The sequence below is a fragment of the Bradyrhizobium sp. CCBAU 21365 genome (assembly GCF_015291305.1).
Lineage (GTDB): Bacteria > Pseudomonadota > Alphaproteobacteria > Rhizobiales > Xanthobacteraceae > Bradyrhizobium > Bradyrhizobium elkanii.
Map to the genome: position 1 here is coordinate 1030883 of NZ_CP030036.1, position 25576 is coordinate 1056458.

At 60.1% G+C, this 25576-nt stretch carries 23 protein-coding genes and 6 pseudogenes; 14 read left to right on the forward strand and 15 right to left on the reverse strand.

Annotated features, from left to right (window positions below):
* Positions 1-9: 9 nt before the first annotated feature.
* From XI02_RS04805 to istB, 5 genes and pseudogenes are all read left to right on the forward strand, one after another.
* Positions 10-276, forward strand: a complete 267-nt coding sequence (locus XI02_RS04805; RefSeq protein ID WP_014498652.1) for a hypothetical protein — start codon at positions 10-12, stop codon at positions 274-276.
* Positions 277-408: 132 nt separating this feature from the next.
* Positions 409-648: a hypothetical protein gene (locus tag XI02_RS04810; protein ID WP_018269532.1), complete on the forward strand. Its 240-nt coding sequence runs from the start codon at positions 409-411 to the stop codon at positions 646-648.
* Between the two features lie 600 nt (positions 649-1248).
* Positions 1249-1788: a GNAT family N-acetyltransferase gene (locus XI02_RS04815; RefSeq protein ID WP_014498653.1), complete on the forward strand. Its 540-nt coding sequence runs from the start codon at positions 1249-1251 to the stop codon at positions 1786-1788.
* Between the two features lie 299 nt (positions 1789-2087).
* Positions 2088-3690, forward strand: a pseudogene (gene istA, locus XI02_RS04820) (IS21 family transposase).
* On the forward strand, positions 3587-4450 hold the full coding sequence (gene istB, locus XI02_RS04825; protein ID WP_011090918.1) for an IS21-like element helper ATPase IstB: 864 nt from the start codon (positions 3587-3589) through the stop codon (positions 4448-4450). Before istA ends, istB begins: the two are co-directional and overlap by 104 nt.
* A 4-nt stretch (positions 4451-4454) precedes the next feature.
* On the opposite strand, the gene XI02_RS04830 is transcribed toward istB, so the two are convergent.
* Together XI02_RS04830 and XI02_RS04835 are read right to left on the reverse strand one after the other, a co-directional pair.
* Positions 4455-5492 carry a hypothetical protein gene (locus XI02_RS04830; RefSeq protein ID WP_011090917.1) on the reverse strand — a complete coding sequence of 346 codons (1038 nt, stop codon included), beginning with the start codon at positions 5490-5492 and terminating at the stop codon, positions 4455-4457.
* Positions 5455-6123, reverse strand: coding sequence for an AAA family ATPase (locus XI02_RS04835; protein ID WP_011090916.1), 669 nt, complete (start codon positions 6121-6123; stop codon positions 5455-5457). The genes XI02_RS04830 and XI02_RS04835 overlap by 38 nt, the downstream gene beginning before the upstream one ends.
* 443 nt (positions 6124-6566) lie before the next feature.
* Here XI02_RS04835 and XI02_RS04840 point away from each other — a divergent pair, with 443 nt between their 5' ends.
* Both XI02_RS04840 and ltrA read left to right on the forward strand, forming a co-directional pair.
* Positions 6567-7403 carry an outer membrane protein gene (locus XI02_RS04840; RefSeq protein WP_026192140.1) on the forward strand — a complete coding sequence of 279 codons (837 nt, stop codon included), beginning with the start codon at positions 6567-6569 and terminating at the stop codon, positions 7401-7403.
* Positions 7339-8667, forward strand: a complete 1329-nt coding sequence (gene ltrA, locus XI02_RS04845; protein WP_014498615.1) for a group II intron reverse transcriptase/maturase — start codon at positions 7339-7341, stop codon at positions 8665-8667. Before XI02_RS04840 ends, ltrA begins: the two co-directional genes overlap by 65 nt.
* Before the next feature lie 166 nt (positions 8668-8833).
* On the opposite strand, the pseudogene XI02_RS04850 reads toward ltrA, so the two are convergent.
* The 6 genes and pseudogenes from XI02_RS04850 to XI02_RS04875 form a co-directional block, all read right to left on the reverse strand.
* Positions 8834-9605 (reverse strand): annotated as a pseudogene (locus XI02_RS04850) (IS66 family transposase); the annotation flags it as partial.
* A gap of 103 nt (positions 9606-9708) precedes the next feature.
* A pseudogene (locus tag XI02_RS04855) lies at positions 9709-10188 on the reverse strand (tyrosine-type recombinase/integrase); the annotation flags it as partial.
* Entirely contained in the window at positions 10136-11188 is a 1053-nt protein-coding gene (locus XI02_RS04860; protein WP_309248222.1) for a tyrosine-type recombinase/integrase, read from the reverse strand. The pseudogene XI02_RS04855 and the gene XI02_RS04860, both read right to left, overlap by 53 nt.
* A complete protein-coding gene (locus tag XI02_RS04865) occupies positions 11142-12242 on the reverse strand; it encodes a hypothetical protein (protein ID WP_018647441.1) in 1101 nt (366 codons plus the stop codon). Before XI02_RS04865 ends, XI02_RS04860 begins: the two co-directional genes overlap by 47 nt.
* Positions 12243-12285: 43 nt before the next feature.
* Positions 12286-13333 (reverse strand): annotated as a pseudogene (locus XI02_RS04870) (nucleotidyl transferase AbiEii/AbiGii toxin family protein).
* Complete coding sequence (locus XI02_RS04875) at positions 13330-13995, reverse strand: DUF6088 family protein (RefSeq protein WP_014498608.1); 666 nt, start codon at positions 13993-13995, stop codon at positions 13330-13332. Before XI02_RS04875 ends, XI02_RS04870 begins: the two are co-directional and overlap by 4 nt.
* 466 nt (positions 13996-14461) lie before the next feature.
* Here XI02_RS04875 and XI02_RS04880 point away from each other — a divergent pair, with 466 nt between their 5' ends.
* Positions 14462-15346 carry a hypothetical protein gene (locus XI02_RS04880; RefSeq protein ID WP_014498607.1) on the forward strand — a complete coding sequence of 295 codons (885 nt, stop codon included), beginning with the start codon at positions 14462-14464 and terminating at the stop codon, positions 15344-15346.
* A 19-nt stretch (positions 15347-15365) separates the two neighbouring features.
* Here XI02_RS04880 and XI02_RS46235 read toward each other — a convergent pair whose 3' ends face one another.
* Positions 15366-15671, reverse strand: a complete 306-nt coding sequence (locus XI02_RS46235) for a transposase (RefSeq protein WP_202557294.1) — start codon at positions 15669-15671, stop codon at positions 15366-15368.
* Here XI02_RS46235 and XI02_RS46240 point away from each other — a divergent pair.
* The 4 genes and pseudogenes from XI02_RS46240 to XI02_RS04900 all read left to right on the forward strand — a co-directional run.
* Positions 15594-15758: pseudogene (locus XI02_RS46240) on the forward strand (hypothetical protein); the annotation flags it as partial. The gene XI02_RS46235 and the pseudogene XI02_RS46240 overlap by 78 nt on opposite strands.
* A 261-nt stretch (positions 15759-16019) precedes the next feature.
* Positions 16020-16304 carry a helix-turn-helix domain-containing protein gene (locus tag XI02_RS04890; RefSeq protein WP_014498605.1) on the forward strand — a complete coding sequence of 95 codons (285 nt, stop codon included), beginning with the start codon at positions 16020-16022 and terminating at the stop codon, positions 16302-16304.
* A gap of 665 nt (positions 16305-16969) precedes the next feature.
* Positions 16970-17864, forward strand: a pseudogene (locus XI02_RS04895) (IS5 family transposase); the annotation flags it as partial.
* Positions 17865-17937: 73 nt separating this feature from the next.
* Complete coding sequence (locus XI02_RS04900; protein ID WP_014498603.1) at positions 17938-18291, forward strand: hypothetical protein; 354 nt, start codon at positions 17938-17940, stop codon at positions 18289-18291.
* A gap of 463 nt (positions 18292-18754) precedes the next feature.
* On the opposite strand, the gene XI02_RS04905 is transcribed toward XI02_RS04900, so the two are convergent.
* The 6 genes from XI02_RS04905 to XI02_RS04930 form a co-directional block, all read right to left on the reverse strand.
* The gene (locus XI02_RS04905; RefSeq protein WP_223153792.1) at positions 18755-19180 is read right to left on the reverse strand and encodes a hypothetical protein; all 426 of its coding nucleotides are present in this window, start codon (positions 19178-19180) and stop codon (positions 18755-18757) included.
* 146 nt (positions 19181-19326) lie between these two features.
* Positions 19327-19857 carry a VOC family protein gene (locus tag XI02_RS04910; protein WP_026192141.1) on the reverse strand — a complete coding sequence of 177 codons (531 nt, stop codon included), beginning with the start codon at positions 19855-19857 and terminating at the stop codon, positions 19327-19329.
* Between the two features lie 105 nt (positions 19858-19962).
* Positions 19963-20811 carry an alpha/beta fold hydrolase gene (locus XI02_RS04915; protein ID WP_011090907.1) on the reverse strand — a complete coding sequence of 283 codons (849 nt, stop codon included), beginning with the start codon at positions 20809-20811 and terminating at the stop codon, positions 19963-19965.
* Positions 20808-21686 carry an oxidoreductase gene (locus XI02_RS04920; protein ID WP_011090906.1) on the reverse strand — a complete coding sequence of 293 codons (879 nt, stop codon included), beginning with the start codon at positions 21684-21686 and terminating at the stop codon, positions 20808-20810. The genes XI02_RS04915 and XI02_RS04920 overlap by 4 nt, the downstream gene beginning before the upstream one ends.
* A gap of 104 nt (positions 21687-21790) precedes the next feature.
* Positions 21791-22438: a L,D-transpeptidase gene (locus XI02_RS04925; RefSeq protein WP_014498601.1), complete on the reverse strand. Its 648-nt coding sequence runs from the start codon at positions 22436-22438 to the stop codon at positions 21791-21793.
* Between the two features lie 159 nt (positions 22439-22597).
* Positions 22598-23206 carry a TetR/AcrR family transcriptional regulator gene (locus XI02_RS04930; protein WP_011090904.1) on the reverse strand — a complete coding sequence of 203 codons (609 nt, stop codon included), beginning with the start codon at positions 23204-23206 and terminating at the stop codon, positions 22598-22600.
* 264 nt (positions 23207-23470) lie between these two features.
* Here XI02_RS04930 and XI02_RS04935 point away from each other — a divergent pair, with 264 nt between their 5' ends.
* On the forward strand, positions 23471-24055 hold the full coding sequence (locus XI02_RS04935; protein ID WP_009734588.1) for a DUF308 domain-containing protein: 585 nt from the start codon (positions 23471-23473) through the stop codon (positions 24053-24055).
* Between the two features lie 257 nt (positions 24056-24312).
* Positions 24313-25377 carry an IS110 family transposase gene (locus XI02_RS04940; RefSeq protein WP_011088795.1) on the forward strand — a complete coding sequence of 355 codons (1065 nt, stop codon included), beginning with the start codon at positions 24313-24315 and terminating at the stop codon, positions 25375-25377.
* Positions 25378-25576 lie beyond the last annotated feature (199 nt).

Below are 25576 nucleotides of genomic sequence, written 5' to 3' on the forward strand. Positions count from 1 at the left end.
GAGGGCAAAATGGCCAAGCCCAATCTCACGAACCAAAAGACACTCTCCGCCTCGGCAATCATCGTTTACGGGATCGACGCGACCGGCAAGCCGAAGGCCGGCCGGTTTCCGGAGCGCCAGGCGGCGGCGGCCAAAAAGGCCGCGCGCTCACTCAAGCTCGCTGTTTGCAACGTCGATCGACCAGCTCTTGTCGAAATCGTTGCGAAAATTCCGGTCGGACGCGTTCACGACCAAGGCAGTCGCTTCTGCCCTACATCAAACGCAGCTTGTACGTGAGCGTCACGACAGGATCACCGGTTCCCGGGCTTGACTTGCGCGGAATGCTCTGGATAGCGCGGTCGGGATGATTGACGCCGCCGGGGCGCGGTGATGGGGTGATCCCGGTTCGGAGCGGGCAACGGGATCAGAATGAACAGCGAGTCGCAGCTGCGCGAGAAGCTTCGGAAGATCGAGGCGTTGTTCGTGGGGGCCGGAACTGCTGGTGAGCGCCATGCGGCGGAAGCCGCGCTGCAGCGGGTGCGGGCCCGGGTCGAGGAACTCGCTCGCCACGATCCACCAATCGAACAGCAATTCTCACTTCCCGACCAGTGGTCTCGGCACCTTTTTCTGGCGCTTTGCCGCCGATATGGGCTGCGGCCGTTTCGTTAGCTTTGAGCGTCTTCAGCAGCCAGCGTTCGACATCATGACCGGACAGCAAGTACGGCAAGACGGCTTCGCTCGATTCCAAGCAGTCCCTGAGGCCGGCAAAGAATATCTTGGCAGCGGCATCCAACGGCGACAGCGCGCTGTTGTGTCGTCTACAAAGGCAGTTCGCGGTGAGATTCTTTGGAGCCAGCGCCTTTGTTTCGCCTGCTTCGAGCCAAGGCAGTCCAGAGGCCGTGAAATTACCGTCCCCGCGAAGTATTTCGATCACAGCCTCGCTGATCAGATGCTCGCCGGAGATTGGCGCTTCGCAATTTCCCAGCTCCTGCATGTAACAGCGTTCAAGTGTCGTACTGGGCGAGCCGGATCGAAGGTCAAGCCCTGAAGCCGGCTTGTGCCATCGAACACCATCAAAACAGCAGGAAGCCGATTGTCGCCCCGATCGACAACGACAAGGTGCCACCTTCATTTCCTCAAGTCTGCGCTTGGCTTCACCCATCGGAGTGACCCCCAGCGGCAGTCTAGCCCGTCTTATTCGTAAAGGACCGGCTCATGCGTCGGCTTTGTCAGCTTTCTGTCAGCTCGTCCAAATAGTAGCTCGTTGTGATGAGAACCAATTACAACAACTGGCCCTCCGACGGGCAAAGTGTGGACCAGCAGCGCGATGCGCTGGCCGGCACTTCTGGCGCAGATGGTGCTGCTTTTACGGCCGCTTTAGCTGCTGGACCAGCGTCTTCCGCTTTTGACAAGAGGACAGGTGTGTCAGTCCGCCTACACAGAGTAAGTAGCAATATTGGCAACGCCCAAAGTGTTTCTTTGTTTACTGATGCCAATGAACGCAATAAGGTGGGAGCGATGACCGTGGCGCCGGGGCGCAACAGTTTGCGAATTCTCAGCATAGAAAATCTCGGCCGGTCGAGGTACAAAGGGGTCGGGACGGCTATGATTGAAGTCGCCGATCATACTAGGCAGTCCGCGGGCCTTTCCAAGCTATCCCTTCTCTCTCAAGATGAAGGAGCTTCAGCATTTTTCTACAAGAAGGGATTCCGGTTTGCGGACGAGGGCAAGAATGCGGAAATGCGGACTGTCATTTCCAATCCACGATACGTCTCAGATGAAATTCTTATGGGCGAGATGGAGCGCTAGCCCGTCTTATTCGTAAGAGTGCGCCTGAGGGCTGGCGAGCGTGGTGTAAAGCGCTGATGCGGCGTAGGATTCGGTTGCGAAGCCACCCCATCACCTTAAACCACGCCCGCCATGACCGATGATACGATTCTGCCATCCTCGTTTCCAGCCGTTCACGCCAAGAAAGTCACAGCTGCCTTCGATGGTGTCATTCGGCTTGCAATATTGACCCCCTAAGCCGGGGGATCGGCGTCCAAAATTGCCCCCCTACAGGTTGGTCTGTTGCGCTGCCTGCTTCGTAACAAAGCAGGTGGTGGAGGATGCTGGTCGTGGAGACGATTGCGCGGATTCGGCGCGAGCACTTCATCAAGGGCAAGACGATCAAGGAGATCGCCCGTGACCTGAAGGTGTCACGGAACACGGTTCGGAAGGTGCTGAGGTCGGGAGAGACCTCCTTCGAGTATGAGCGGCAAGTGCAGCCGCGGCCAAAGCTCGGACGATGGGCAGTCGAACTTGACGGGCTGCTTGCGGCGAACGCGGCTAAATCGGCTCGTGAGCAGCTGACATTGATCCGGATCTTCGAAGAGCTGCGCGGTCGCGGCTATGACGGCGGCTACGATGCGGTGCGACGTTACGCCAGGCGGTGGAGCAAGGAACGCGGGCAATCGACCGCGGCGGCCTATGTCCCGCTGAGTTTTGCGCCAGGCGAAGCCTACCAGTTCGACTGGAGCCATGAGGTGGTGCTGTTGAGCGGAACCACCGTGGTCGTGAAGGTTGCTCACGTCCGGCTCTGCCACAGCCGTATGCTATTTGCCCGGGCGTATCCGCGAGAGACGCAGGAGATGGTGTTCGACGCCCACGACCGAGCGTTCGCGCTGTTCAAGGGCACCTGCACCCGCGGCATCTACGACAACATGAAGACCGCCGTGGAGACGATCTTCGTCGGTAAAGGGCGTCTTTACAATCGCCGGTTTTTGCAGATGTGCAGCCACTATCTGGTCGATCCAGTCGCCTGCACGCCGGCGTCTGGCTGGGAGAAGGGGCAGGTTGAGAACCAGGTCGGGCTGGTCAGGGAACGCTTCTTCACGCCGCGTCTGCGGTTCAAAAACCTCGACGAGTTAAACGCCTGGCTGCTCGACAAATGCATCACCTACGCCAAGGCTCATCGCCATCCGGAACTGGTCGATCAGACGATCTGGGACGTGTTCGAAGTCGAACGCCCTAGGCTCGTTCCCTATGCAGGGCGATTTGACGGCTTCCATGCGGTGACGGCGTCGGTCTCGAAGACCTGCCTGGTGCGCTTCGACAACAACAAGTACTCGGTCGCAGCCAGTGCAGTCGGACGACCGGTCGAGGTTCAAGCCTATGCCGATCGCATCGTGATCCGCCAGGATGGACGTATCGTTGCCGAGCATCAGCGATCCTTTGGCCGCGGCGATACCGTCTACGACCCTTGGCATTATGTGCCGGTGCTCGCCCGCAACCCCGGCGCCTTACGCAACGGCGCTCCCTTCAAGGACTGGGTGCTGCCGGCCGCGATCGAGCGGATCCGGCGCAAGCTTGCCAGCATCGACGATGGCAATCGGCAGATGGTCGACATCCTCAACGCGGTGCTGACTGACGGTCTGCCTGCGGTGGAAGCGGCCTGTGCCGAAGCGCTCAGTCACAGCGTTCATTCCGCCGATGTGGTGCTCAACATCCTGGCCCGTCAACGTGAGCCAGCCCCGCCGGCCAACATCATGACGCCAGCCGCCCTGACGCTCCGTCATGCACCAATCGCCGATTGTGCCCGCTACGACAACCTTCGGAGGACCAACTGATGGAACGAACTCAAATCTTCGACCTCATGGGCGAGCTCAAGCTCTATGGCATGAAGGCTGCCTTCGACGAGATCATGGCAACTGCCGTCAAACGTCAGCATGAACCCCAGCGCATCGTTGGCGATCTACTCTCCGCCGAGATCAACGAGAAGCAAGCCAGATCTATCAAATACCAGCTCACCATTGCCAAGCTGCCGCTTGCCAAGGACATTGCCGACTTCCAGTTCGACGGCACGCCGATCAATCAGACGCTCGTCAATGATCTTGCTGGCGGCGGCTTCGTCGCCCAACAGCGCAACGTCGTGCTGGTCGGCGGCACCGGCACAGGCAAAACCCACCTGGCCATTGCCATCGCAAGAAGCTGCATCCGATCTGGTGCCCGCGGCCGCTTCTTCAACGTGGTCGACCTCGTCAACCGCCTCGAGACCGAGACCCGCAATGGACGGCAGGGACGGCTTGCCGAGCATCTGACCCGGATGGACTTCATCGTGCTGGACGAACTCGGCTATTTGCCCTTCGCCCAGTCCGGTGGCCAGCTTCTCTTCCACCTCGTCAGCCGGCTCTATGAGCGCGCCTCCGTCATCGTGACCACCAATCTCGCATTCGGCGAATGGCCCAGCGTGTTCGGCGACGCCAAAATGACCACAGCGTTGCTCGACCGATTGACCCATCACTGCGACATCGTCGAGACCGGCAACGATAGCTGGCGGTTCAAAAGCCGAGACGACGATCACGCCACCCGCGCTCGTCTCGCCTCCGCTATCCCGGCCAGCTCCGACGAGACGAGCGCTACCAGCAAACCCCGCCGCGGAAAGGGGTCAAAATTGGACGCCGATGAAGGGTCAAATTTGCAAGCCGATTGACACTTTACACTTCTGGATCTGAAATGCGGGTCAGCATCCTCACGTGCGGTCCCGCCCGTTTGAAGACCGGCTCCCAAAACGCATAGGCGTTCTCGACGAAACTCGCGGTTACGGAGAACTTCGTGAGCGCCGCCCGATATGCGGCCTGGCGCCCGCAGCCCTGTCCCTCGACAAGGTGCCAGATGAACTGAGCGACCTGGCGCGTGTACGTGCTCGGACGACCTCGGTGGTTGGGTACGATCTCAAGTCGCTTGGTCCCGGTGTCACGCGTCTCCGGTTCGGTGATATTGGCAAGCCAAATGAAGATTGATGGATCAATGCTCGCGGGATAGCCGTCGCGCTTGAGCTGCTGATTGATGATAGAGAACGCGCTGGCGGCTTCCCTGAAGCACTCGCTCAGGATGAAGTTCGCCTGGTTCTCCAGCTTGCCGCTCCGAAGATCGTCGAGCAATCTGACCGCCTCGTCGGTGAGCCGCCGCATATATCGCGGTTGCGACTGTCCCGCGCTGTCGGCTGGTTCCTTCTGCATGATTAATTCGGCCGCATCCGCGCGAAACCCCGTTGCGGCTTCTTTGAGAACGGTCAAAAAATTGCTTTCAAGTCCGGAAGCGACGACGGTTTTCGACGCCGCTTCGCCTCCCACCCGCGTCTCTACGAGGCCGTTTGCATGGTCCAAGGCAGCATTCAGGCTGGCTTTGATGTTTTCAGAAGCTCTGTCTTGAGAGTCTTCGGCAACCTTCACCATCATCTCGGTGGTAGTGTCGGAATCTAGGAGTTCGTCCTTGCGCGGCGCCGCCGCATTCCGAGATTCAAGCACCGCAACGGGACTCGGAGCCGTCGCTTGCCTTGCAAGAATTGTTTGATCAGACGTATTCGGGCCTGAGTGCTCCGATCGCAGATTGGAAGCAGCAATCCCGCGGGGCAGCACAAACAGGCCATCGTCAACGGCTCGGCTCGCCGCCGCGGTAAGCTCCACGAGCGAGCGTCGCGCGCAGCGCGTCTGCCTAGTACGCGGCTTTTTCGTTTCTTGCGTGTGGTTCATGATCTGACGACCCCTCGACAAGCTTCTTCAAGATCCAGCGCCACAGCTCACGAACTTCCTCCGAGGCTCTTCCCTCTTGTGCAAACTCCGTCACGCCTAATCCTGCCCCAAGCGCGTCCTGATGGTCATTGCGCTGTCCGACATAGGGAAGCGCGAGCACCCCGAGCGAATTGAGCGACGTCGCGGCTTCACTCACGCGGCAGCCCCGCGGTGGCGTCTGAGCGAGGACGAAAGCAAATCGGCGGTTGAGCCTACGAATAGCAATCAGCGTCGGTATCGCAGCTTCGATGTCGGCGGGACTCGGACGCACCGGGATCAGGCAAAGATCGGCCCTCGCGATGGCGCGCATGGCCAGTGCATTGTTCGTGGCGGCGGTATCGATAACCGTAAGCCAGATCCCCTCGGCTTCAAGGCTGACGAGCGCCCGTTCTATTTCGGCCGAATCAGCGACCCGAACGACCCGGGGATCGGGATGGCGGCGCCGCTCTTTCCATTTTGAAATCGTGCCTTGTGGATCCGCCTCGACAATTGCGACGCGCTCCCCGTTCCCCAACGCTGCGACTGCAATTCCGACCGCCAGCGTGCTCTTGCCGCTTCCGCCTTTTTGGGTGACCAGAGCAAGGACATACATCTTCTACGCGTCCCGGACGACAACGACATGAAACGCACGAGTCGTCGACATCGAGCCTACCCTTCCCGATGGTGGGTCGCATCAAGAGCGAACGTGGAAATCGCAGCCAAATCGAGGCCCAGCCATTAACGATATACCGCGCAATACGTCGGCCAAGGGCCGCGAGAATCACCACGACGTGGCTTTGTAAAATAGCCCATTATTCGGCCGTGTCACGGATCTTCGCGAAAGGATTGCTGAGCACCGTCGTACAAGCATGAAAGCAGAGCCTGCTCGCCTCTCTGGAATGGACACGGCAAGAAGCGGCTGTCGCAGTTGCAGCAAGATGCTGCCTCCTACCAGATTGGAGAGGTGATCTGCCTGCCAGCTCGAACTATCGAGCTAACCACAACTTGGGGACAAGCTACGCAATATTTTTCCGTGCTCAGCAGGAGGACTCTCGGATGAAGTGCAACAAGCAATTGTCGCTCGCGAGCATCATTGCGTTCGGGACGATCGCTTTTGGGAGCGGAAGTTTAGCTGCTGATTTGCCTGCGGCACCTGTCGTCAAAGCGCCGGCTCCCGTTTATCCTCTCTTCAGCTGGACTGGAGGTTACATCGGCGGCAGTGTAGGCTCGGGTTGGGGTACCAGCCAGACCGACCTCGCTGTGGGCAATACATTGATTGGCGCCCCCGTCAACCAGACCGTAAACCAGCTCATCGGCGGCACTGCCGATTTGAATGTGCCATTGCCGCAGGTGCAGCTGAACGGCTTCCTCGGCGGCGTACAAGCCGGTTACAATTTCCAGTCCGGTGTGATGGTCTACGGCGTGGAAAGCGATTTTTTATGGAGTGGTATCAAGGGGCGCACTGGCTGCTTTGTGGTCTTGAACTGCACGAACGACACCAAATGGATTGCCGATATCACCGGACGGGTCGGCGTCACGGTGGGCGACCGCGGCCTAGTCTACATCAAGGGCGGCGCAGCTTGGGCCGATTCCAGCATCGGCATCAACCAGTCCTTTGCCGTTACATCGAACTTGGGGGCTGGCTTTGCTGCTAACGGTGCTGCCGATGGCCGAGCGACCAAGAACATATTTGGCGGCACATTGGGTGCGGGCATCGAGTATGCCTTCCTGCCCGGCTGGTCAGCCAAAGTTGAGTATGACTACTTCGATTTCGGCAGGCAAGACGTAAAGCTGCCGGTTTCGGTAGTCGAGAACACGGCGATTGGTGATGAACCTAGTAACACCGAGAATATCCGTTCAGAAACTTCAGACCTCGCTGCAGGCGAAAGCTAAGGCTGAACCAGATTATCGATTCTACTCTCTTTGGGACAAAATCTGCAGACTGGATGTGCTGGAGGAAGCCTACAGGCGCTGCCGAGCAAACCGGGGGTCGCCGGGGGCGGATGGCATCACATTTGCTCAGATCGAAACCGAGGGACGCGAACGATGGCTGGAAAATGTCAGACAGGAGCTGACGGCGGGTGACTACCGACCGCAGCCCCTTCTGAGGGTATGGATACCGAAGAGCAATGGCGGACGCCGACCGCTCAGCATTCCAACCGTAAAAGACCGAACGGTCATGACGGCGGCGATGCTGGTGATCGGCGCCATCTTCGAAGCGGACCTGCTGGAGAACCAGTATGGCTTCCGCCCGAAGGTGGACGCCAAGATGGCAGTGCGCCGCGTGTTCTGGCACATCAGAGATCATCGGCGATCAGAGATCGTCGATGCGGACCTGAGGGATTACTTCACCTCGATTCCGCATGCACCACTGATGAAATGCCTCACACGCAGGATCGCCGATGGTCGGCTTCTTTCGATGATCAAAGGCTGGCTGACAGTCGCGGTTATCGAGAAGGACGGCCGGCGGATCACAAGGACGGCGGAGGCTCGGACGAAGAAAAGAGGAACTCCACAAGGCTCACCTTTGAGCCCGTTGTTGGCGAATCTCTACTTTCGTCGGTTTCTGCTGGCTTGGCGCAAACACGGACACCAAGATCAACTCGATGCGCATATCGTGAATTACGCGGATGACTTCGTGATCTGCTGTCGCCCCGGTTCGTCCGAGACGGCAATGGCGCGGATGCAGACGCTAATGAACAGGCTCGGGTTGGAGGTGAACGATACCAAGACGCGACTCGCTCGGGTCCCAGAGGATAGCGTAACATTCCTCGGGTATACGATCGGACGCTTCTATGGAAAGGGAGGTCAAGCCTTTCTTGGCACAAGACCTTCCAAGAAAGCCGTTCGACGATTGCTCAGACAGGTCCACGACCGCACGACACGTCAGTGGTATCCGGACTCACCGGAGAACACAGTCGCTGTCATCAACCGCTTCCTACGCGGCTGGTGCGGCTACTTCGACCAAGGTCCAGTGGTGGAAACTTACAACCTCATTCGGCAATACGTCGACCGTCGTCTGCGTCATTGGTTGGTCCAGCGCACCGGGGCACGTGGCCGGGGCTTCAACCGTTACTCGCAGGAATACCTGCATGAAACGCTTGGCCTCTACCGCCTCCCAAGAGCGCGTGCCGACGTGCCGAGAGCGAAGGCTTGATGGGTTGAGAGAAAGCCGGATGCGGGAAATCCGCACGTCCGGTTTGACGAGCGGCGACTGGAAACGGAGCCATGGTCCGAAATGAGCCACCGGCACTCAGCGAAAGCTGCCGGCCAACGGCAACTCCTCGGAACCTGTAGCCACCGCGTCAGTCGTCGACTCTACCGAGCTCGATGCGACCATCGGTCAGAAATCGTTCGAAGATGGCACGGCGCGAGACGGCATAGCGGATCGCCTCAGCCAGTTTTGATTTGCCGAAGATCCGACGCAAGGTCTGCTGCCAGAGATCGAAGAGATCTGCGACGATCGCCGCGGAGGCTTGCTGGCGCGCGGCAACGCGAGTGTCGGGGCTTTGACCGCGCATCGTTTTCTCGACCTGCCAGAACTTCGCCATCCGCTCGACCGTCGCCGTTGCCACTTCTGAGCTCCCTGCAACATGCAGCTCGTAGAACTTGCGTCTGCAGTGTGACCAGCAGCCAGCCTGTGATGCAATCATTGCCGCGATCGGATCGCGCGAGCTTGTTATAGGCGGCGTAGCCATCCACCTGCAGGATTCCGCGATAACCATTGAGATGGCGGACCGCGCATTCACCGGAGCGGCTGTCTTCGAAGCGATAAGCCACCATCGGGGGACCGTTGCGGCCAAACGTTCGATCATCCCTGGCATAGGCCCATAAATAGGCCGTCTTTGTCGATCCGGAGCCCGGAGCGAGCGTCTGCAAAGTGGTTTCGTCGGCAAAGACCCGTTCGGCCTTCTTGACCTCGCTGAAGATGTAGTCGGCCATGATCTCGAGCTCGAAGCCGAGCTTGCCCATCCATTGCGCCATCAACTGGCGGTCGAGCTCGACCTTGTCGCGGGCGTAGATAGCCTCCTGCCGGTAGAGCGGCAGGCCATCGGCATATTTGGCGACGGCGATCTGGGCCAGAAGCGCTTCCGTCGCCTGAGACGCCCGCCTTCTCAAGTCCCCGGCGCATCATCTCGACATCCGCAGCGGCGTATCGGTGGGTCGTGGCGACCTGAGCATGGCCAAGCCAAGCCTGAATCGTCAGGAGGTCCACGCCTGACCGGAGAAGCTTCATGGCGAGGGAATGCCGGAAGATGTGCGGCGATATCGGCTTGCCCTCCAAGCTTGGCCTCGTGGACCCGGCCTGGGAGGCGGCACGCCGCACGATGTGTGTCGCGCCGAAACGCGTCAGGCGCTCGTTGTGGACCCCGACGAAGATTGGCCGCGGTTCATGATGGGCGAGGCCGCGTTCGCTCAATAGGTTGGTCAGCGATCGCACCAAATCCTGAGGAATGGGAACGACGCGATCTCGGCGTCCCTTGCCATGAAGCAGCACCTGCGGGCGTCCTCGCTCCAACTGAAGGTCGTTCGCGTTGACGCCGGTCGCTTCGGACACGCGAGCGCCGGTTCTCGCCAAGAAGAGCAGAAAGGCCCGGTCGCGCCGACCGCGGGACGTCGTCTGATCAGGGGCTGCGATGATAGCCTCCACCTCGGCGTTGGTGAGATGATGCGTCACCTCGATGTGGGCCCGTTTGGTGGGGATCCGACGAGCCGGTGAGGTAGTAGGCTGTGTCGCTATAGTTGGCGTGGCCGAGGTAGGTGGCGAGTAAGGGCAGCAGCGCTTGGACGTCCGCGCGCTCGTGGTGCCACAGCCTCAGCCTGGTCACCGCGAACCGGTGCCGGAGATCGTGCGGTCGCAGAGGCTTGCCATTGTCAAGGCCCGCGAGCTTGCGGGCCTTAGCGAAGTTGCTTTGCAAGCCGGTTGCCGACAGACGGCAGCCTCGCGAGCTGAGGAAGAACGCCTCGCCTTTGGGCCTGGGAAACACGGTGTCGCGCTCACGGGCGTATCGACGAAGTTTGGCTGCCTGGGTCGTTGGGTGAACAGGAATCAGGCGGTCTTTACGGAACTTGGTTTTACGGACGAGGATGCCCCCGTTGGTCAGATCGACGTCGCCGCGATCAAGCCTGACCACTTCGCCCGATCGTAACCCCGTGCTGGCCAACAATCCGATTAGCGTCGCCATCGTGCGGCCCCTGAGAGGGGTCCCTGGCGAAATGAAGCTGCATGCGTCGATAAGCGACGTCAGCTCAGCCTCACTTAGGGATGCGCGGCGGCGGAATCGCCCTGGACCACGGGAAAGCTCTGCGCTCCAAGACCTCGGTCTGGGGGTCGTAGACGACCAGGTACTCGTAGAATCGGCGGAGCACGCCGTGACGGACCGCGCGGCTGTCGGCGGCGCCACCGAACGACAGGACGAAGTCCAGCGCCATCGTCCGGGTGGCGGGCGCACCCAGCTGAGATCGCTCGACGTAGCGAACGAAAGCCCGCAGCGTGCCGGCTTCTGGAAGCGGCGACAACAGGTGAGAGGAGGCCTGACTACCTCAAGCAGATTGGTCGCGACGCTCTTTCCAGAGCTCCGATAGTGTGGCGTTAGGTTTACTGAGGCCTTCCGCCGCGGCCCTGTCTTCCTAGAATCCATAGGACCGTTCGGCCCAGCGGAGAAGCACACGCGCATCCCGATCGGGTAAGACCACGCGCTGACTACGCAGGCCCTTGGCGATCGCTTGGCCAACCTCTGGCGCAACTCGATTACCATGGGTCATCAAGAAGAACCAACCAAATGGGACGCCGACCTCACGGTCGATGGCTTCGACGCGATCCATCAGGATATGAACCGAGGCGTCGCCAGCGATCAGCCTCTCTTCCGGCAGATGCCGCGGGCGCGGCACGAATCCGATCTCGCGTGTGCCTTTATCGTCGTAGTCGTAAATGTCGAGCGCCCAGTGCACATAGACCCGCTCGGCCGAAGCGCTTGATTCTTCCCAATCCTGGAAGAAGCGCGTCTCCCGCGGCACGAACTCGAACCAGTCCGGCACCAGTTCAAGAAACGGCGTCTCGGTCGTGCCCTCGCGTGTCGTTTCACGTACCACACGGCGTTCCATCTCTGGCCGCTGCGCCTCGCGCTTCTCGCGCTCGAGGCGGGCACACCGCGTCAGGAAGCTCCGGACATGGACGACGCTGCTGCCTGGGCGCCCAAGCATCCGATAGAGCGGACCAGCGATTACCTTGTCGTCGGACATATCTTCGTGCGTGATCCATGACGGATCGAGTAATTCGCCCTTGCCCCAAGGGCGATATGTCGGATTGACGATCGGCCCGGCACGCCATTCAACTTCCAGACCGAGACGGATTTGCACATAGTCCGCCGCGCCCGGTCCAGTTGGCGCGAAGGCATACACACTGTTGCCGTGCCATTCCGAGATCTGAAGGTCGCTCTCGCGCAGTCGCGTCCAGAGCGCGCCAATGTCGCCATTGTCCTTGGCAAGCTCCGCTTCCATCCACGGCCGGTATTCTGCGATCCGTGTCCCGTCGGCGGCGACCACCGAGCGCGTGTCGCGCCAATACTGCTCGTCAATGCCCGATGTCGAAAACGGAAATCCCGGAAACGCCTCTGTGAGCGCGGCCGCCAGCGCCGCTTCGTCAGATCCGGTCGGAAGACGTGCGAGAACCGCCTCGATCGAGGCGGGATCGGGCAATCGCATTGGGATGTTCTCTGGAGCGTCAGCCATGCCATGATCCTATCATCGGCGGTTGTCGAATTCTGCTCGTTTGCTAGCGCGTCCTATTCACCGCGCGTTCGATCTTTTCCATCGACGCGAGGATTTGCTCGAACCGAGGAGCCTCGCCGAAGATCATTGGCGTCATGTTCGTATAGTCACGCGCGAGCGCGTCGATCATTGCCGCAGTCGGCGCAAGCGCAAACGATCCGGTCACGGCCGAGACGAGATCGTAATCAGGCCGGTTGAAGAACATGAGAGCATGACGGACGCAGTCGGCCCCCAATTCGGCATCTTTGACCGCCGACCGGCCGATGTCGGAGGCGAAGAGGCAATACAGGTCGTAGAAGTGCCGCGAAATGCGCTGGCCTTCCTGGCGCAGCTCACCGCGGCGCTCGAACCAGCGGCGCAGCCCGTGAGCGATCACGATTTTGTCCCAGAACGTGCGCTCGGCGTCGATCGTCGTGACGTTCGGCACCGTCAATTCGAGGCCTGCCACGTCGTCGGCAATGTAAGGACGGATATTCGCCAGGTGGTTCGGGTCAAGCGCCGACTTCGCTCCGGACTCGATCCGGACTGCCGGCCGCACATAGGCCTCGTCGCGCGGTTCAACCTCGGGATACCAGACGAGAAGCGTCTGCCCGTCGGCATCCGACGCGTCGATCTCGAGGCGTCCGCGTCCACTCGTCGCTTCGGCGAGATGTTCGGTCAGGAAGGCGTATAGCGGACCGCTAATATAGCTGCGGCAAGCGTCCCGGATCGCATCCAATCGAGCGCGGCGTTTCTTATTCGACAAGATCGATCTCGAGTTCTTCGACTGAAGCAGACTCGTCGAGATCGTTGCGAAACACCGTTATATCGATGTCTTCGGAAAATCTTTCGATCAGCCCGTATGCCTTCGACAGCGACGTCCCGCCCTTGAAGAGAAGGCGCGGACCTCCTGCGGGCCGTTCGTGATAGAGAGCATTGAGGGTCCAGCAGACCCAAAAATCCTTCTCGACGTTTCCGATCGGCGCACCGAGCCGGTTCGCCGTCGTCAGGAAAAGATCAAGCTTCTCGCCGGGTGCGGCGGAGATGACCTCCTTGTAGGCTGCGCTACTCACGCGTGATCCTCCGCCGCGTCGTCAGGTTCGAGCAAGGGCCTGAGAAAGTCCTGCATCCAGATCGGCATAGCTGAAAGACCTGCACGGAGATCGTCGCGAATCTCCTTTCCATGCTGCGGGTTTGCGAACAGCTTGCTGAGGACGTTCTCTACCGCTTGTCGATCGTCCTTCCCCGCCATCATATCCTGCATCCAATAGAGCGCCTGAACGACGCGCATGCCCGGACGTCCGGCCCAATAAAGACGGCTAGGTGCCGCCGACTTGAAATTGATGACCTGCTTTCCAAGTTTGATCGGCTTCAGGCGAGCGTCGACCAGGACCTCGATGCGCGCCGGCACGGCCGTGGTGAGGCCGAGATCATTCGCGGCAGTCATCCCGTCGACCACGACGCGGGCCTGGTCGCGGCGCGCCACAGCCCTGATGACCGCGCGATAGTCGGGGACCATCGGCTTGCCTGTGAGGTTGCTCTTTCGCGGCCGGTCGTAGAGCCCGCGGTCGATGCGGCGCAACTCGCCAGCCGCAACGAGACGCTGCAACGTCTTGTCGACGGCCGCGCGACTGCCGAGATCAGCGAAATCACCGGGTGTCCATACCTCTGTCGGCGTTGCGTCGATGCGGGCAATGAGCCGCGGGCGGAGGTCTGTGGTCGGTTGATCAAGCATGTCCGAAATATGATGCAAATTTCGGTCGTCGGCAAGATTTGTCCGTCCGAACTATGCAGCATTTTTCGGACGTTCCGTTCCCCAAAGAAGCTCATCCAAGGCGACGAAGAATCAGGCAGTATAGCTATAAGTGGTTGATATAAAAAGTTAATTTGCGGTATTTCTGGCTTAATCTGAACCGGTGCCGGGTGGCTGCCTGCGGCGGCCCCGGCAAGGCGGGTAGCTACCAGAGCGGGTGCGGACGCGGAAGGGCTCGCAGGGGATATTTCAGACATACTGCTGCGACCGGCGGATGCCGGTGACAATTCTTGTTAAATTCAGCTCGCCGAATCAGGCTATCCCGCTGCTCGGGACGTTGCCGACGCAAATTTCGATACCATCGTTAGTTGGCTGCGAATACTGAAAATCATTGCATGTGCAAACGCCCGCCGCGCCAAAGCAGATGCTCCATTTGAGCTCATAGTTGATGCCGAGCACATTGAAAAAACTGCGGCCGTTGACGGATCAGTTCGACCTTGGGGACCAATACCTCTCGGCCCCCGGTGGTGAGCCGCTCAAATCGGCGATCATTTCGGCCCACGACAAGCGCGACGACCAGCCAGTCGTGCTCAAATACTGGCAAAAGACCGGCTCAGCGGTCGACGATGATCTTCGTGAAATTTGGCAGCATGAAATGCGCCAGGCACAGCGTGTGCTCGCCTATCCAGGCGCCGACAAGGTCATCGTCGAACTGCTGCGGTACGGCGAGGCGTCGGATGCCTTCTTTCTGGCCATGCCGCGAGATCTCGCGCCACTCGATACCATGGTCAAGCATGCGCGCCCCGATCACTGGCTGAACAATCTTGATGTCCCGCGCTCGCGCATCGTTCTCTGGCGCAACGCCGAGCGTCTGGCGAAGGCGCTTGAAGCCGTCCACAACCAGGGACTGGTCTATGGCCGTCTCGACAGTTCTTCGGTCTTCACGGCGTCTGCCACAGCGCCCGACTTCCGGCTTGGCAGCTTTGAGTGGTGCGTCCGATTGTCGGAGGCGGACAAAGCGCCGCTCGTCGTCTTTGCGAAATCCGCAGGTGCACCGATTATCATGTCGTTCCTCGACGATTGGCGTGCGCTCGGCCTGTTGCTCGCCGGTCTCCTGAAGCTCGATGCCTCGAGCCTCAGCCGTGGGCTCTCAGCCGTGGAGAACGAATCTGATGCGGCAGGTGAGCGGCTGGCCGTCCTCGAGGCCGGTGAGCGAGACACGCTCAGATGGTTGATCGAGCCTGCGCGCCATCGGGCGGTCGACGCCGAGATTGTTTGCAGACGTATCGGGCGCGCACGAAGGGCGAGACGGAGAATGGCGTCGGCTACGTGAAGAAGAACGCGATCGCCGGTCATTCCTTCCCAAGTTGGGAAGCATTCGAGGCGCATCTCGACAGATGGGAGCGTGATGTTGCGAACGTTCGCATCCAGGGCGCGACCGGCGAGGCGCCCCGATCATCCGCTTTGCGCGTGATGAGATACATCGGTTGAAACCGCTCGGCGGACAGCCGTCGTTCGGACCCTTGCGTGAACTGACCCACGTCGTCGGCAATGATTGCGCCGTCGAGATCGACGCGAACAGCTACTCCGTGCCATGGCGCCTTATTGGCGAGCGCATGGCGGTGACGATCGTGGCCGGGGAAGTGCGGATCCGCCATGGATTGCACCAGGTTGCCGTCCACACTGCAATCGGATGGGCGCCGGCTGCGGGTCGTCGACTCCGCTCATCTCGATGGAGTTGTTAGTCGCAATGGCGCGGTCCGCCCGGCTGAGATCGCGGCGGAGCTGGCGGCGTCCCCACCGCCGTCGTTGTTACGCATGCGCGGCGGCGATCAGGGTGAGACTCTCATCCTGATTGTCGCGCTATATACGCACTCTTGCCGAATACGAAGCCGTGGTCGGAGGAAGCTTAGGCGAGTGTGCGCTGCAGGCGGCTTTCGCGAAGAAATTAATAGCGGGACTATAGCCAGTGGTTTGAAGCCCCGGCTTCATGACATGTTTTACGCATGAAAACTCGTGCGATTGTGGCCTGGAATGTGCGTCGAATCCGCGTAGAGCGAGGTATTTCGCAAGAGAAATTGGCTTACGAAGCGGGGGTTGACCGCTCGTATATGGGGGCTCTTGAGCGGCAATCGAAGAACCCGACAATTGATCTTCTCGAACGCATCGCCGAGACGCTGGACGTTCATTTGTCCGAGTTGTTTATTCGGCCGTCTAAAAGTGCGACGACTCCCAAGACCCTGCCTGGAGGTCGCAAGCCGGCGCGTCCACGTCGCAGGAAGAAGAAATAGTGTAAGCGGCAAGCTGAGGCTGTCGGGCGGCGTCGTTCCATGCGAAGTGACCTCAAGGGACATTCGGCCTTCGACAAAGTCATGCTAGCAATGGACCAAGCGTTTATAGAAGTTCGTGGCTTGTAAGTAGCGTACTGGCTAATCTTCGTTACGGATATATTCCTAATCTCGGCTTAGTCGCGCGACCGAAACCTTCGACGACGAGGACGCTAAAAAGAATGATTTGGCTGACGGATGAGCAACGGGAACGCATCCGCAATCACTTTCTGGAGGAGCGCGCTATCGATAGACGACCGGTCGCAAGCCTACTGCGACGCGCCGGATTCTGGAAGCGGTTCTGCGGAGATCGGCGACCAGGCCCAGGACAGCGATGTGCTTAGCGGCCGTCACGACGACGGGGTACGATAACGTGAATGCTTTGCAAAATGGCGGTTCAGCCCTTCCGCAGGATAATCGCTGAAAGCAACCGCATCATCGGCGTGAACATGAAGTAGGCAGTCGTCCGTTAAGAGCGACCAAGCGACTGATGTGGAATCGTAATCTGACAGACCGGCTTTTTTGCGATTGCAGGGTTTTGATGCTTCAGGGATCGGAACCTTCCAATTTCATTTTCAAGATTCCGTCGAATCGCCAGTCATGATTCCGTGGTCGCATCGGAGGGGGTGATGCGGCCGAAGAAGCAGAAGGCGACGGGATCGGGCGATCTGTTCCGGGCCAGGCTGGACCAGATCATCAATATGAAGCACGAGCTGGTTCAGCTCGCCGGCAGGGTCGACTGGGACTGGATCGATGGGGAGATCGCCCCGCTCTACAGCGAGAACGGCCGGCCAGGCATCGCGACCCGCTTCGTGATTGGGCTGCTGCTGCTCAAGCAGATTTACGGCCTGTCCGACGAAGGGGTGTGCGAGCGCTGGGTCCACGACCCGTATTTCCAGTACTTCACCGGCGAAGAGTTCTTCCAGCATTCATTTCCGCACGAGCGCTCGGACCTGAGCCACTGGCGCAAGCGGCTCGGCGACAAGCTGGAGCTGCTGTTGGCCGAGAGCCTGCGGGTGGCGCACGAAGCCGGCGCGTTACGCAGCCAGGACCTCAAGCGTGTCACGGTCGATACCACCGTGCAGCCGAAGGCGATCACCTTTCCGACCGATGCTAAGCTGCTGCACGCGGCCATCAAGGGGCTCAACCGCATGGCGAGGAAGCACGGGGTCAAGCTGCGGCAGTCCTATCTTCGCGTCGCCAAGACCGCGGCAATGATGGCGGGACGCTACGCCCATGCCAAGCAATTCAGGCGGCATCAGCGGCAGTTGCGCATCCTGCACAGCCGGCTGGGCCGGATCATCCGTACGCATACGACGAGATCCCCGTCGGAGGCGTACGATCATCCGCGATATCGGCCGCAAGATCGAAGGTCGAGCTGTGCTCGAGAACGCCTTCGTCCTCCCGCTCAGCCGCGCTTCGCAGATCCGCTCGCAACAGCAGCGTCAGCGTGGCTGGAAGCATTATTCTTTCCACGCCCCGGAGGTGGAGTGCATCGGCAAGGGCAAGGCAGCCGCGCCTTACAACTCCAGTGAAGAACAGCGCCATTGGCGCACAGTCGCGGCCATTGTCATGAAATCTCAAGGCCGCGTTCTCGATGTGGAAGCTCAGATCCGACGAAGAGCTGAGGGCGCTAAAGTCCGACTTGGCGGACGGCAAGGGAATGACGTTGTTCACTAGGCTCTCGCTTTCGAACGACATCGAGAAGGGAGTGCCGAACAGCCCGGCGAAGAGAACGAGTAGATTCTCAGACAAGTACGACGCCTTTGGGATATGCTTTAGCTTCGCGCCATTGGACGGAGGGCGGTCGATGTTCGCATCGACCGGCAGATTCGTAATCTCGATAGCCGCGGGGCGAGCTGACGGAGGAACCTGCTCCGAGAGAAACGGCAGGATATCGGTCAACGCAACGGCGATCTTCGACCGCACTGCGGAGATCTGCGCAAGATAAGATCCGTAGGCGGTGGCAGGATATTTGATGGGAGCTAGTTCCTTCTGCAAAAATGCTTTTGCTGCATCGGGAAGCACGAAGGAATGTATCTGGGTTTTGTTCATGTCCGGATTCTTCCTATGTATTTGCGATGTCGCTTTCTGGCCACCGCACTACGAGATCCGCTTCGACTGTCCGCCGATCGCCCTCTCGTGCCCAAAGACAACCATGGGCGCCGCAAGAACGTAAAACGATCATTTGTAAACTAGGGTGCGTACTCATAAACTCTGCCGCTGAGAGTAGGCGCACCTATGTCCGCTTGTCCCCCAACAACGGCGCGAAAGCGGACATTGTCGGACTTCCGAGATGGGTCGACGCTTGGCCGCGACCGGCGTCAATGTCAGGAATTTCGTCCACTGGTAAGGCGTATGATCCTGCCAGTCGGAATTGACGAGTTAACGGGATGCATCGCGACATCCGCCTGTCAGAGCGGGGCTCCGATCATTCGGGTAACGTTGGCGTCAGTAAATCGGGGGACATCGTCCATAATTGCGTCGGTGTCGGCGGATGCAAGCGCAGCGTGAAGCGAAGCCTCATCGCGAAACCGATAAAACCCGACGGAAACATCTACCGAATTGACGTCTCGAGGGAAGAAGGCGGCGGCGCTTTCGAGGCCATGCTTCTGCCAGCATGCGAGCGCCAACGGTAGATGCACGTCGACATAATAGTCGCGATCGAAGTATGTGCCGCCGCTGCAGGTCACGACCATTGTTGCATTTGCCATCAGACGACTTTCTACAGAACCTTCGCATTCAGCGCGCGTCCGCTGTTTATGATTGCGATCGATATGTATGTCGGCCGCCGGACGGCCCTTGCCCGGTTTACGCGAACCGTGTGAATCGTCCGGCATCGCGCTGCCCCGCCGATTCGGGCACATATCGAGGATGAGACGGCGGCTTGGACTCTGTTTCGAAAAGACGCGCGGAGGACCGAGCGCCCAGCCGGTGCCGTGCAACCTGCATGTCGACGGCGCGAGCCGGCGCCGTCCCGCTCATCTCAATCCTCGTCTTGCCACCTCCGCAAGGCCGTCTGGTCGTGGTAAGGCATGCGATCTGGCGTGGTGATGAATTCCATCGTGGTGCCCCATGGCATTCGGCAGTAACAGACCTTGTTTCCAAGACCTTTCTCGGTTGCGTAAGGAATCGCGCGCGGCGCGGTGAGGCGTGTGCCTCCGGCCTTTTCGAAGCGCGTGACCGAGGCGTCGATGTCGTCGGTGTAGACACCGAAATGCGTGATGCCGAAGTCGCTCGCTCGGATCGGCTGGGCTTGTTGGGGGCCGTGCATTTCGAACAGCTCGATGTCGGGTCCGGTGCCGATCTTGACCATCGCCTGTCCACGCACGACCGTTCCCGGGAACGCTCCGACGGCCCGCTCGAATTCGGGGCCTTGCCGCGGCGGATCCTGCGGCCCGAAGGACTGATAGATCACCTGGCCGCCGAAAGCTTGCACCAGGAACGATTTCGCGGCTTCTATGTCGGGCACCGTGATGCCGATATGGTTGACGCCGCGGATGATAGGTGTGGTCATGACGGGTTGTCCTTTCTGATTGAATTGATCGATCGTGATGAGTGCGGGGCTCTGTTGCCGCAGTGTCGCGATTTCTCCGGCCCACAACGACACGGGCGCCGAGTTTCAATGGGCTCCGATGAACTCGATCAGAGCGGCTGCGACTGCATCCGGCCGCTCGTCCGCGACATAGTGGCTACAGCGGGCGATCGAGCCGCCCGTTACGTTGCTGGCGAATTCCTCGACCATCGGCACCATATGCGGACCAAAGCGATGATCCCCGCCGAGAGCCAGCACCGGGATCTCGAGCGGTTGCTTCTTGTACTCAAGCGCCGCTGCGTGGTCGGCGGCGAGGGTGCGATACCATTCCATGCCGCCGCGGGTGCGGCCGGGGAGCGCCATTGCTTTGGCGTAGATCTCGACATCCGCCGGATCGAAGCTGCTGTGATCGTAGAACCGCTCGGCCATGAAGCTCGAAACATAGTCGTATTCACGGCCATGGATCAGGCGCTCGGGGAGATCCCGGCTCATGTGGAAACCAAAGTGCCAGAGCGTTGCGATCGTCGCCTCCCATCCGCTCCAGCCGGGAAGCGGAACGTCCAGAACGGCCAGGTGGGTTACGGCCTCTCGATAGACAGCAGCCAGCGGCAAGGCCACCATTCCGCCGATATCATGGCCGCACACTGCGTAGCGTTGATGGCCAAGGGCAGCCATCACTTCGTGCGCGTCGCGCGCCATTGTCGCCTTGTCGTAGCCGCCGAGCGGACAGTCGGAAAAGCCGGCGCCGCGCAGATCGATCGCGACCACGCTGAAATGCGCGGCCAGTTGCGGCATCACATGGTGCCATTCCCACCATGTTTCCGGCCAGCCATGCAGCAGAAGAATCGACGGGCCTGAGCCGCCCGTGACGGCGTTGATCTTGATGCCGTTCACCGGCACCAGCTGTTGGGCAAAACCCTTCAGAGTCGCGATCATGGTCGCTGTCCCGTCGATGTTGACGTTCGATCGGAGCTCGCGACCCGCGTTCCGGGCGGGTCGAAATCGGTAGCGATCGTGATGTCGTGCCAGGCGTCGATATCGCTGCGGAAGGCAGCCAGCTTTCGCTCGGCGGCAGCATGCGCGACCGGGCCGAGCGGCAGGTGAAGCGGGGCGTCGTCGTCGTCGACGGCGCGCAGGATCACTGCGATCGCCTTGTCGGGGTCGCCCGCCTGATTGCCGTTATTGGTTTCGCGATAGTGCCTGCGCGAGGTCCCGGCATATTCCGGCATCTCGTTGGCGGCGACTGTGATCGAACGGCCGAGGAAATCGGTGCGAAACGGCCCAGGCTCCACGATCAGCACTCGGATGCCGAACGGCTTCAACTCGCTGGCGAGCGCTTCGGAAATCCCTTCCACGGCGAACTTGGCGGCGTTGTAGTAACCGCCGCCTCCGCCGCCCGAGATGCCGGCGACGGACGACATATTGACGATCGCTCCGCCCGAGCGCCGCATGACGGGCAGGGCGGCTCTGGTGGCTTCGATCAAACCGAAGAGGTTTACCTCGAACATCGGCCGGTATTCGTCAGACGTCCCCTCCTCAATCGCGCCATGCAGTCCGTATCCGGCATTGTTGACGAGCACGTCGAACCCGCCGAAGGTCTCGACCGCTTTTGCGACCGCGGCCTTGGCTGCCGCCGCATCGGTCACGTCCAGTGGCACGGTGATCATGCGGCCGTCGAAAGGCTCGGCCATATCCTCGATCGTCTTGACACTGCGGGCCGTCGCGACGACCTGATCGCCGCGCTCCGCCGCCGCGAGCGCGAGCCGCTGGCCGAAGCCGCTTGAGCAGCCTGTGATGAGCCAAGTCTTCATGCTTTCTTCTCCGAGTTGTTATCAGACGATGCAAATCGTTCGCCGCTATTGCGACCCGTGATATCGGCCAAGGCCGACCGACTCTCTGCGATCAGAGGCCATGCTCAAGAACTCACCGCTCGGCCGCCCTGGATGACGACGACGCGGCTGCCGATCTTGACCCGGCTATAGAGATCGATGATGTCTTGGTTGATGAGTCGAATGCATCCGCTCGAAACGGCGCGACCGATCGTCTCCGGCTCGGTCGTCCCATGAATGCGGAACATCGTGTCCCGTTCGCCCTGAAAGAGGTACAGCGCGCGTGGTCCAAGGGGATTGCCAAGCCCGCCGGCCATTCCGCTGGCGAGATGGCCATAGCGCGCAGGCTCCCGATTCATCATGTTCTTGGTCGGAGTCCAATGCGGCCATTCCGCCTTTCGCCTAATGGTCGCGGTGCCTGCGAAAGCGAGACCATCCTTGCCAACGCCAATGCCGTAGCGCATGGCCTTTCCGTCGCCCTCGACAAGATAGAGCTGATGAGCAGCCGTATCGATGACAATCGTCCCGACAGGCTCATTCGTCGTATAGTCCACGCGCTGGCGCAACATCGCCGGATCGACGCCGGATATGTCGACGGCTGGTAAGGTGTAAACTCCGTCGACGAGTTGCGCGTACTCACTCGGCGTGCTGATGATATCGGCCTCGACGAGGCCGCTGCGACTGGCACAACCCGAGAGAACGATCGCCATTGCACCGAATACCGAGAACCGCATAGAGCGCCTGGCATCTGAGTTCCTCATATCGAACCGTAACCTTCGCCGCAGTCCAATCGGTGACTCTGTTGCTGATATCCGAACATTGAAGCTCCCAGGAAAGCCAAGCGTGCCATCGGCACAACTGCAATAGGAACCAATTGGTTCCTAATTTTGCTTTTAAAAAAGCATCTCCATCAGGAGATCGGCATCTTTCAGCATCTCGTCGCGGCGTGATCCAACTTTACCAAGCACCCGCATGCCTTGTGCATGTGAGACGATAAAGTGCGCGATGACTTCAGGATCGGACCTATTGGCGATTTCGCCGGCGGCCTGTCCTTTCGCGATCGTTGCAGCGAACAGGGCTTGAAGCCTGGAGAAAAGACGCTTGATCACCTCTGCGATGTCGGGATCTCCCGGCAACATCTCGGCAGCCGTCAACACACCGAAACAACCGCGCACCCCTTTTTTCCCAGACGACAAATCCGCATACCGCACCAACGCGTTGCGGATTGCCGCCTTCGGCGAGGGGGCTGATCGCAGAACCTCCTGGACGTTTCGTACGCCATCGTCGGTGTAGAACTCGAGGGCGCGCAGGAAGACAGATTTCTTGTCACCGAAAGCCTTGTAGAAGCTGCCCTTCGAAAGCTGCATTCCGGCAAGCAGATCAGGCAACGATGCGTCGTGAAACCCACGATCCCAAAAGATTTGCATCGCTCGCCTCACCGCCTCGTCGAGATCGAATTCACGGGGGCGTCCCACAGGAAGTTTGGTATTGATGGTCATCATACGGGCAATATAAACCAAACGGTTCCTAATTGCAATAGTCGATTTATATGCAGGCCTGCGTTGCTCAGGCTGTGAGGACCGTCCAAAATTTTCGTTCGGCCTCAGTAACGGCTCCCGGCATCGCCTCGTAGTTGGTTACATCCTGTCCGACGCCGCCTCGCAAAGGAGGCGAAACGACAATCATGATGCTTCCCCTCTGCTACGCCGTGGCGTGAAAACATAATGACCAGGCGGACGGGTAACTGCCATCCAGGAAGAGACCACATGACGCTCAGCACTACACGTCCTTCTCCGAAAGCCAATGCCTGGCTCAAGCGCTACTATTTCATTCGCTCTGCCGTCGCGGCTCTATGGGCGGTTGCGGCCTTGACGATCGCCAGAGACCGTTCCCATCTCGCGGCCATCCTGCTGGTTGCCTATCCCTTGTGGGATGCCCTCGCCAACTATCTCGACGCGCAACGCAGCAGTGGGCTTGCTTCGAGCAAGAGCCAGATGGTCAATGTCATCATTAGCATTATTACTGCAATAGCGGTCACCATCGCGCTGACGCGGAGCATGAATGCCGTGCTTTTGATCTTCGGGGCATGGGCGGTCGTCGCGGGGCTTCTTCAGCTTGCGACCGGCGTGGGCCGCTGGGGATCGGCCGGCGCACAATGGGCGATGATCCTCAGCGGCGCACAGTCGGCGCTGGCGGGGTGCTTCTTCGTCTACCGGGCGGGGGTTGTTACCAATGTCGGGATTAGTGACGTTGCCGGCTACGCCGCGTTCGGTGCCTTCTACTTTATGGTTTCGGCCGTTTGGCTATGGAGCACCGGCTTGCGTCGCTCTTCTGTGCAAACCACTGCGTAGCACACGTTTGACGGACCTTCATCATGAAGGACCGGCAGCTGTCTTCGATACCGCCGGTTAGCCGATTGATGGTCCCCGCATCAGCCGTCAGGACGGCCCAGCCATCGCGCTGGCGCCGTCCTATCGAGAAAGATCACCACGTTGGCTACTTCGCGGGGCTCGGCGCAACGCCTCAGATCTGCTAATGGGATGGTCCGGCCGTGCTCCTGCCCCGCCAGCGATAAGCTGGCCAGGGGCGCCAAGACAAGGAGCACGCCATGTCCCAGACACCCAGTACTGCGATCGCCGTGATCGGCATCGATATCGGCAAAAACTCGTTCCACGTCGTGGGCCACGATACGCGCGGCGCCATCGTGCTGCGGCAAAAGTGGTCGCGTGGCCAGGTGGAGGCGCGGCTCGCCAATATGCAGCCTTGCCTGATCGGCATGGAAGCCTGCGTCGGCGCACATCATTTGAGCCGCAAACTCGCATCGCTAGGTCACGATGCCAGGTTGATGCCGGCCAAATATGTCCGCCCTTATAGCAAAGGACCGAAGAACGACTTCAATGATGCCGAAGCGATTGCCGAAGCCGTGCAACGCCCGACGATGAAGTTCGTGGCGACCAAGACCGCGGAGCAACTGGATCTGCAGGCGCTGCATCGGGTGCGCGAGCGGCTGGTGTCGCAACGCACCGGCATCATCAACCAGATTCGCGCCTTCATGCTGGAACGCGGGATCGCGGTGCGCCAGGGTATCGGCTTCCTGCGCACAGAACTGCCCACCATCCTTGCCACGCGCACCGATGCCCTGTCGCCACGCATGTTGCGTGTCATCGAGGAGTTGGCAGGCGACTGGCGCCGGCTGGATCAGCGCATCGATAGCCTCTCCGGCGAGATCGAAGCACTGGCCCGTCAAGATCAGGCATGTTCGCGCCTGATGACGGTGCCTGGCATCGGGCCGATCATTTCGAGCGCCATGGTAGCCGCGATCGGCACTGGAGACGTCTTCTCCAAAGGCCGTGACTTCGGCGCCTGGCTCGGACTGGTGCCCAAGCAGATCTCGACGGGAGACCGCACGATCCTCGGCAAAATCTCAAGGCGCGGCAATCGCTACCTGCGCGTTCTGTTCGTGCAGGCGGCATGGGTGGTGCTGGTCAGGATCAAGAACTGGGAACGTTACGGACTCAGATCCTGGATCGAAGCCGCCAAGAAGCGATTGCACCACAACGTGCTAGCGATCGCACTCGCCAACAAGCTTGCCCGCATCGCCTGGGCGGTGCTGGCTAAAGGACGCGCCTTCGAGCTGACAAGGACCAACGATGCAGACGTCCAATCCGCTTGATCGTCGCGCCGTGCTCGGGGCGGTCAAGGCGCGGCCTGGCAACGCCGGAGCCAGCCGCAAGCAAAGCGCAACGGCCGGCCTTGACCGCCCGTGCGCGCGACGCGACGCACGTCCTGCGGGCCGGGACGAAGGAACGGCCCCCGGCTCGAACACAGGAACTGCGAGGTAGGAGGAGCAAGCGATGACGTAACCCCATCAA

What these genes read in the sequence shown, in the direction of transcription:
- XI02_RS04805 (WP_014498652.1), top strand. Translation starts at nt 10, where the DNA reads ATGGCCAAGCCCAATCTCACGAACCAAAAGACACTCTCCGCCTCGGCA.
- XI02_RS04810 (WP_018269532.1), top strand. Translation starts at nt 409, where the DNA reads ATGAACAGCGAGTCGCAGCTGCGCGAGAAGCTTCGGAAGATCGAGGCG.
- XI02_RS04815 (WP_014498653.1), top strand. Translation starts at nt 1,249, where the DNA reads ATGAGAACCAATTACAACAACTGGCCCTCCGACGGGCAAAGTGTGGAC.
- istB (WP_011090918.1), top strand. Translation starts at nt 3,587, where the DNA reads ATGGAACGAACTCAAATCTTCGACCTCATGGGCGAGCTCAAGCTCTAT.
- XI02_RS04830 (WP_011090917.1), bottom strand. Translation starts at nt 5,492, where the DNA reads ATGAACCACACGCAAGAAACGAAAAAGCCGCGTACTAGGCAGACGCGC.
- XI02_RS04835 (WP_011090916.1), bottom strand. Translation starts at nt 6,123, where the DNA reads ATGTATGTCCTTGCTCTGGTCACCCAAAAAGGCGGAAGCGGCAAGAGC.
- XI02_RS04840 (WP_026192140.1), top strand. Translation starts at nt 6,567, where the DNA reads ATGAAGTGCAACAAGCAATTGTCGCTCGCGAGCATCATTGCGTTCGGG.
- ltrA (WP_014498615.1), top strand. Translation starts at nt 7,339, where the DNA reads ATGAACCTAGTAACACCGAGAATATCCGTTCAGAAACTTCAGACCTCG.
- XI02_RS04860 (WP_309248222.1), bottom strand. Translation starts at nt 11,188, where the DNA reads ATGCGCGTGTGCTTCTCCGCTGGGCCGAACGGTCCTATGGATTCTAGG.
- XI02_RS04865 (WP_018647441.1), bottom strand. Translation starts at nt 12,242, where the DNA reads ATGGCTGACGCTCCAGAGAACATCCCAATGCGATTGCCCGATCCCGCC.
- XI02_RS04875 (WP_014498608.1), bottom strand. Translation starts at nt 13,995, where the DNA reads ATGCTTGATCAACCGACCACAGACCTCCGCCCGCGGCTCATTGCCCGC.
- XI02_RS04880 (WP_014498607.1), top strand. Translation starts at nt 14,462, where the DNA reads ATGCCGAGCACATTGAAAAAACTGCGGCCGTTGACGGATCAGTTCGAC.
- XI02_RS46235 (WP_202557294.1), bottom strand. Translation starts at nt 15,671, where the DNA reads ATGGCGGATCCGCACTTCCCCGGCCACGATCGTCACCGCCATGCGCTC.
- XI02_RS04890 (WP_014498605.1), top strand. Translation starts at nt 16,020, where the DNA reads ATGAAAACTCGTGCGATTGTGGCCTGGAATGTGCGTCGAATCCGCGTA.
- XI02_RS04900 (WP_014498603.1), top strand. Translation starts at nt 17,938, where the DNA reads ATGTGGAAGCTCAGATCCGACGAAGAGCTGAGGGCGCTAAAGTCCGAC.
- XI02_RS04905 (WP_223153792.1), bottom strand. Translation starts at nt 19,180, where the DNA reads ATGCCGGACGATTCACACGGTTCGCGTAAACCGGGCAAGGGCCGTCCG.
- XI02_RS04910 (WP_026192141.1), bottom strand. Translation starts at nt 19,857, where the DNA reads ATGACCACACCTATCATCCGCGGCGTCAACCATATCGGCATCACGGTG.
- XI02_RS04915 (WP_011090907.1), bottom strand. Translation starts at nt 20,811, where the DNA reads ATGATCGCGACTCTGAAGGGTTTTGCCCAACAGCTGGTGCCGGTGAAC.
- XI02_RS04920 (WP_011090906.1), bottom strand. Translation starts at nt 21,686, where the DNA reads ATGAAGACTTGGCTCATCACAGGCTGCTCAAGCGGCTTCGGCCAGCGG.
- XI02_RS04925 (WP_014498601.1), bottom strand. Translation starts at nt 22,438, where the DNA reads ATGCGGTTCTCGGTATTCGGTGCAATGGCGATCGTTCTCTCGGGTTGT.
- XI02_RS04930 (WP_011090904.1), bottom strand. Translation starts at nt 23,206, where the DNA reads ATGATGACCATCAATACCAAACTTCCTGTGGGACGCCCCCGTGAATTC.
- XI02_RS04935 (WP_009734588.1), top strand. Translation starts at nt 23,471, where the DNA reads ATGACGCTCAGCACTACACGTCCTTCTCCGAAAGCCAATGCCTGGCTC.
- XI02_RS04940 (WP_011088795.1), top strand. Translation starts at nt 24,313, where the DNA reads ATGTCCCAGACACCCAGTACTGCGATCGCCGTGATCGGCATCGATATC.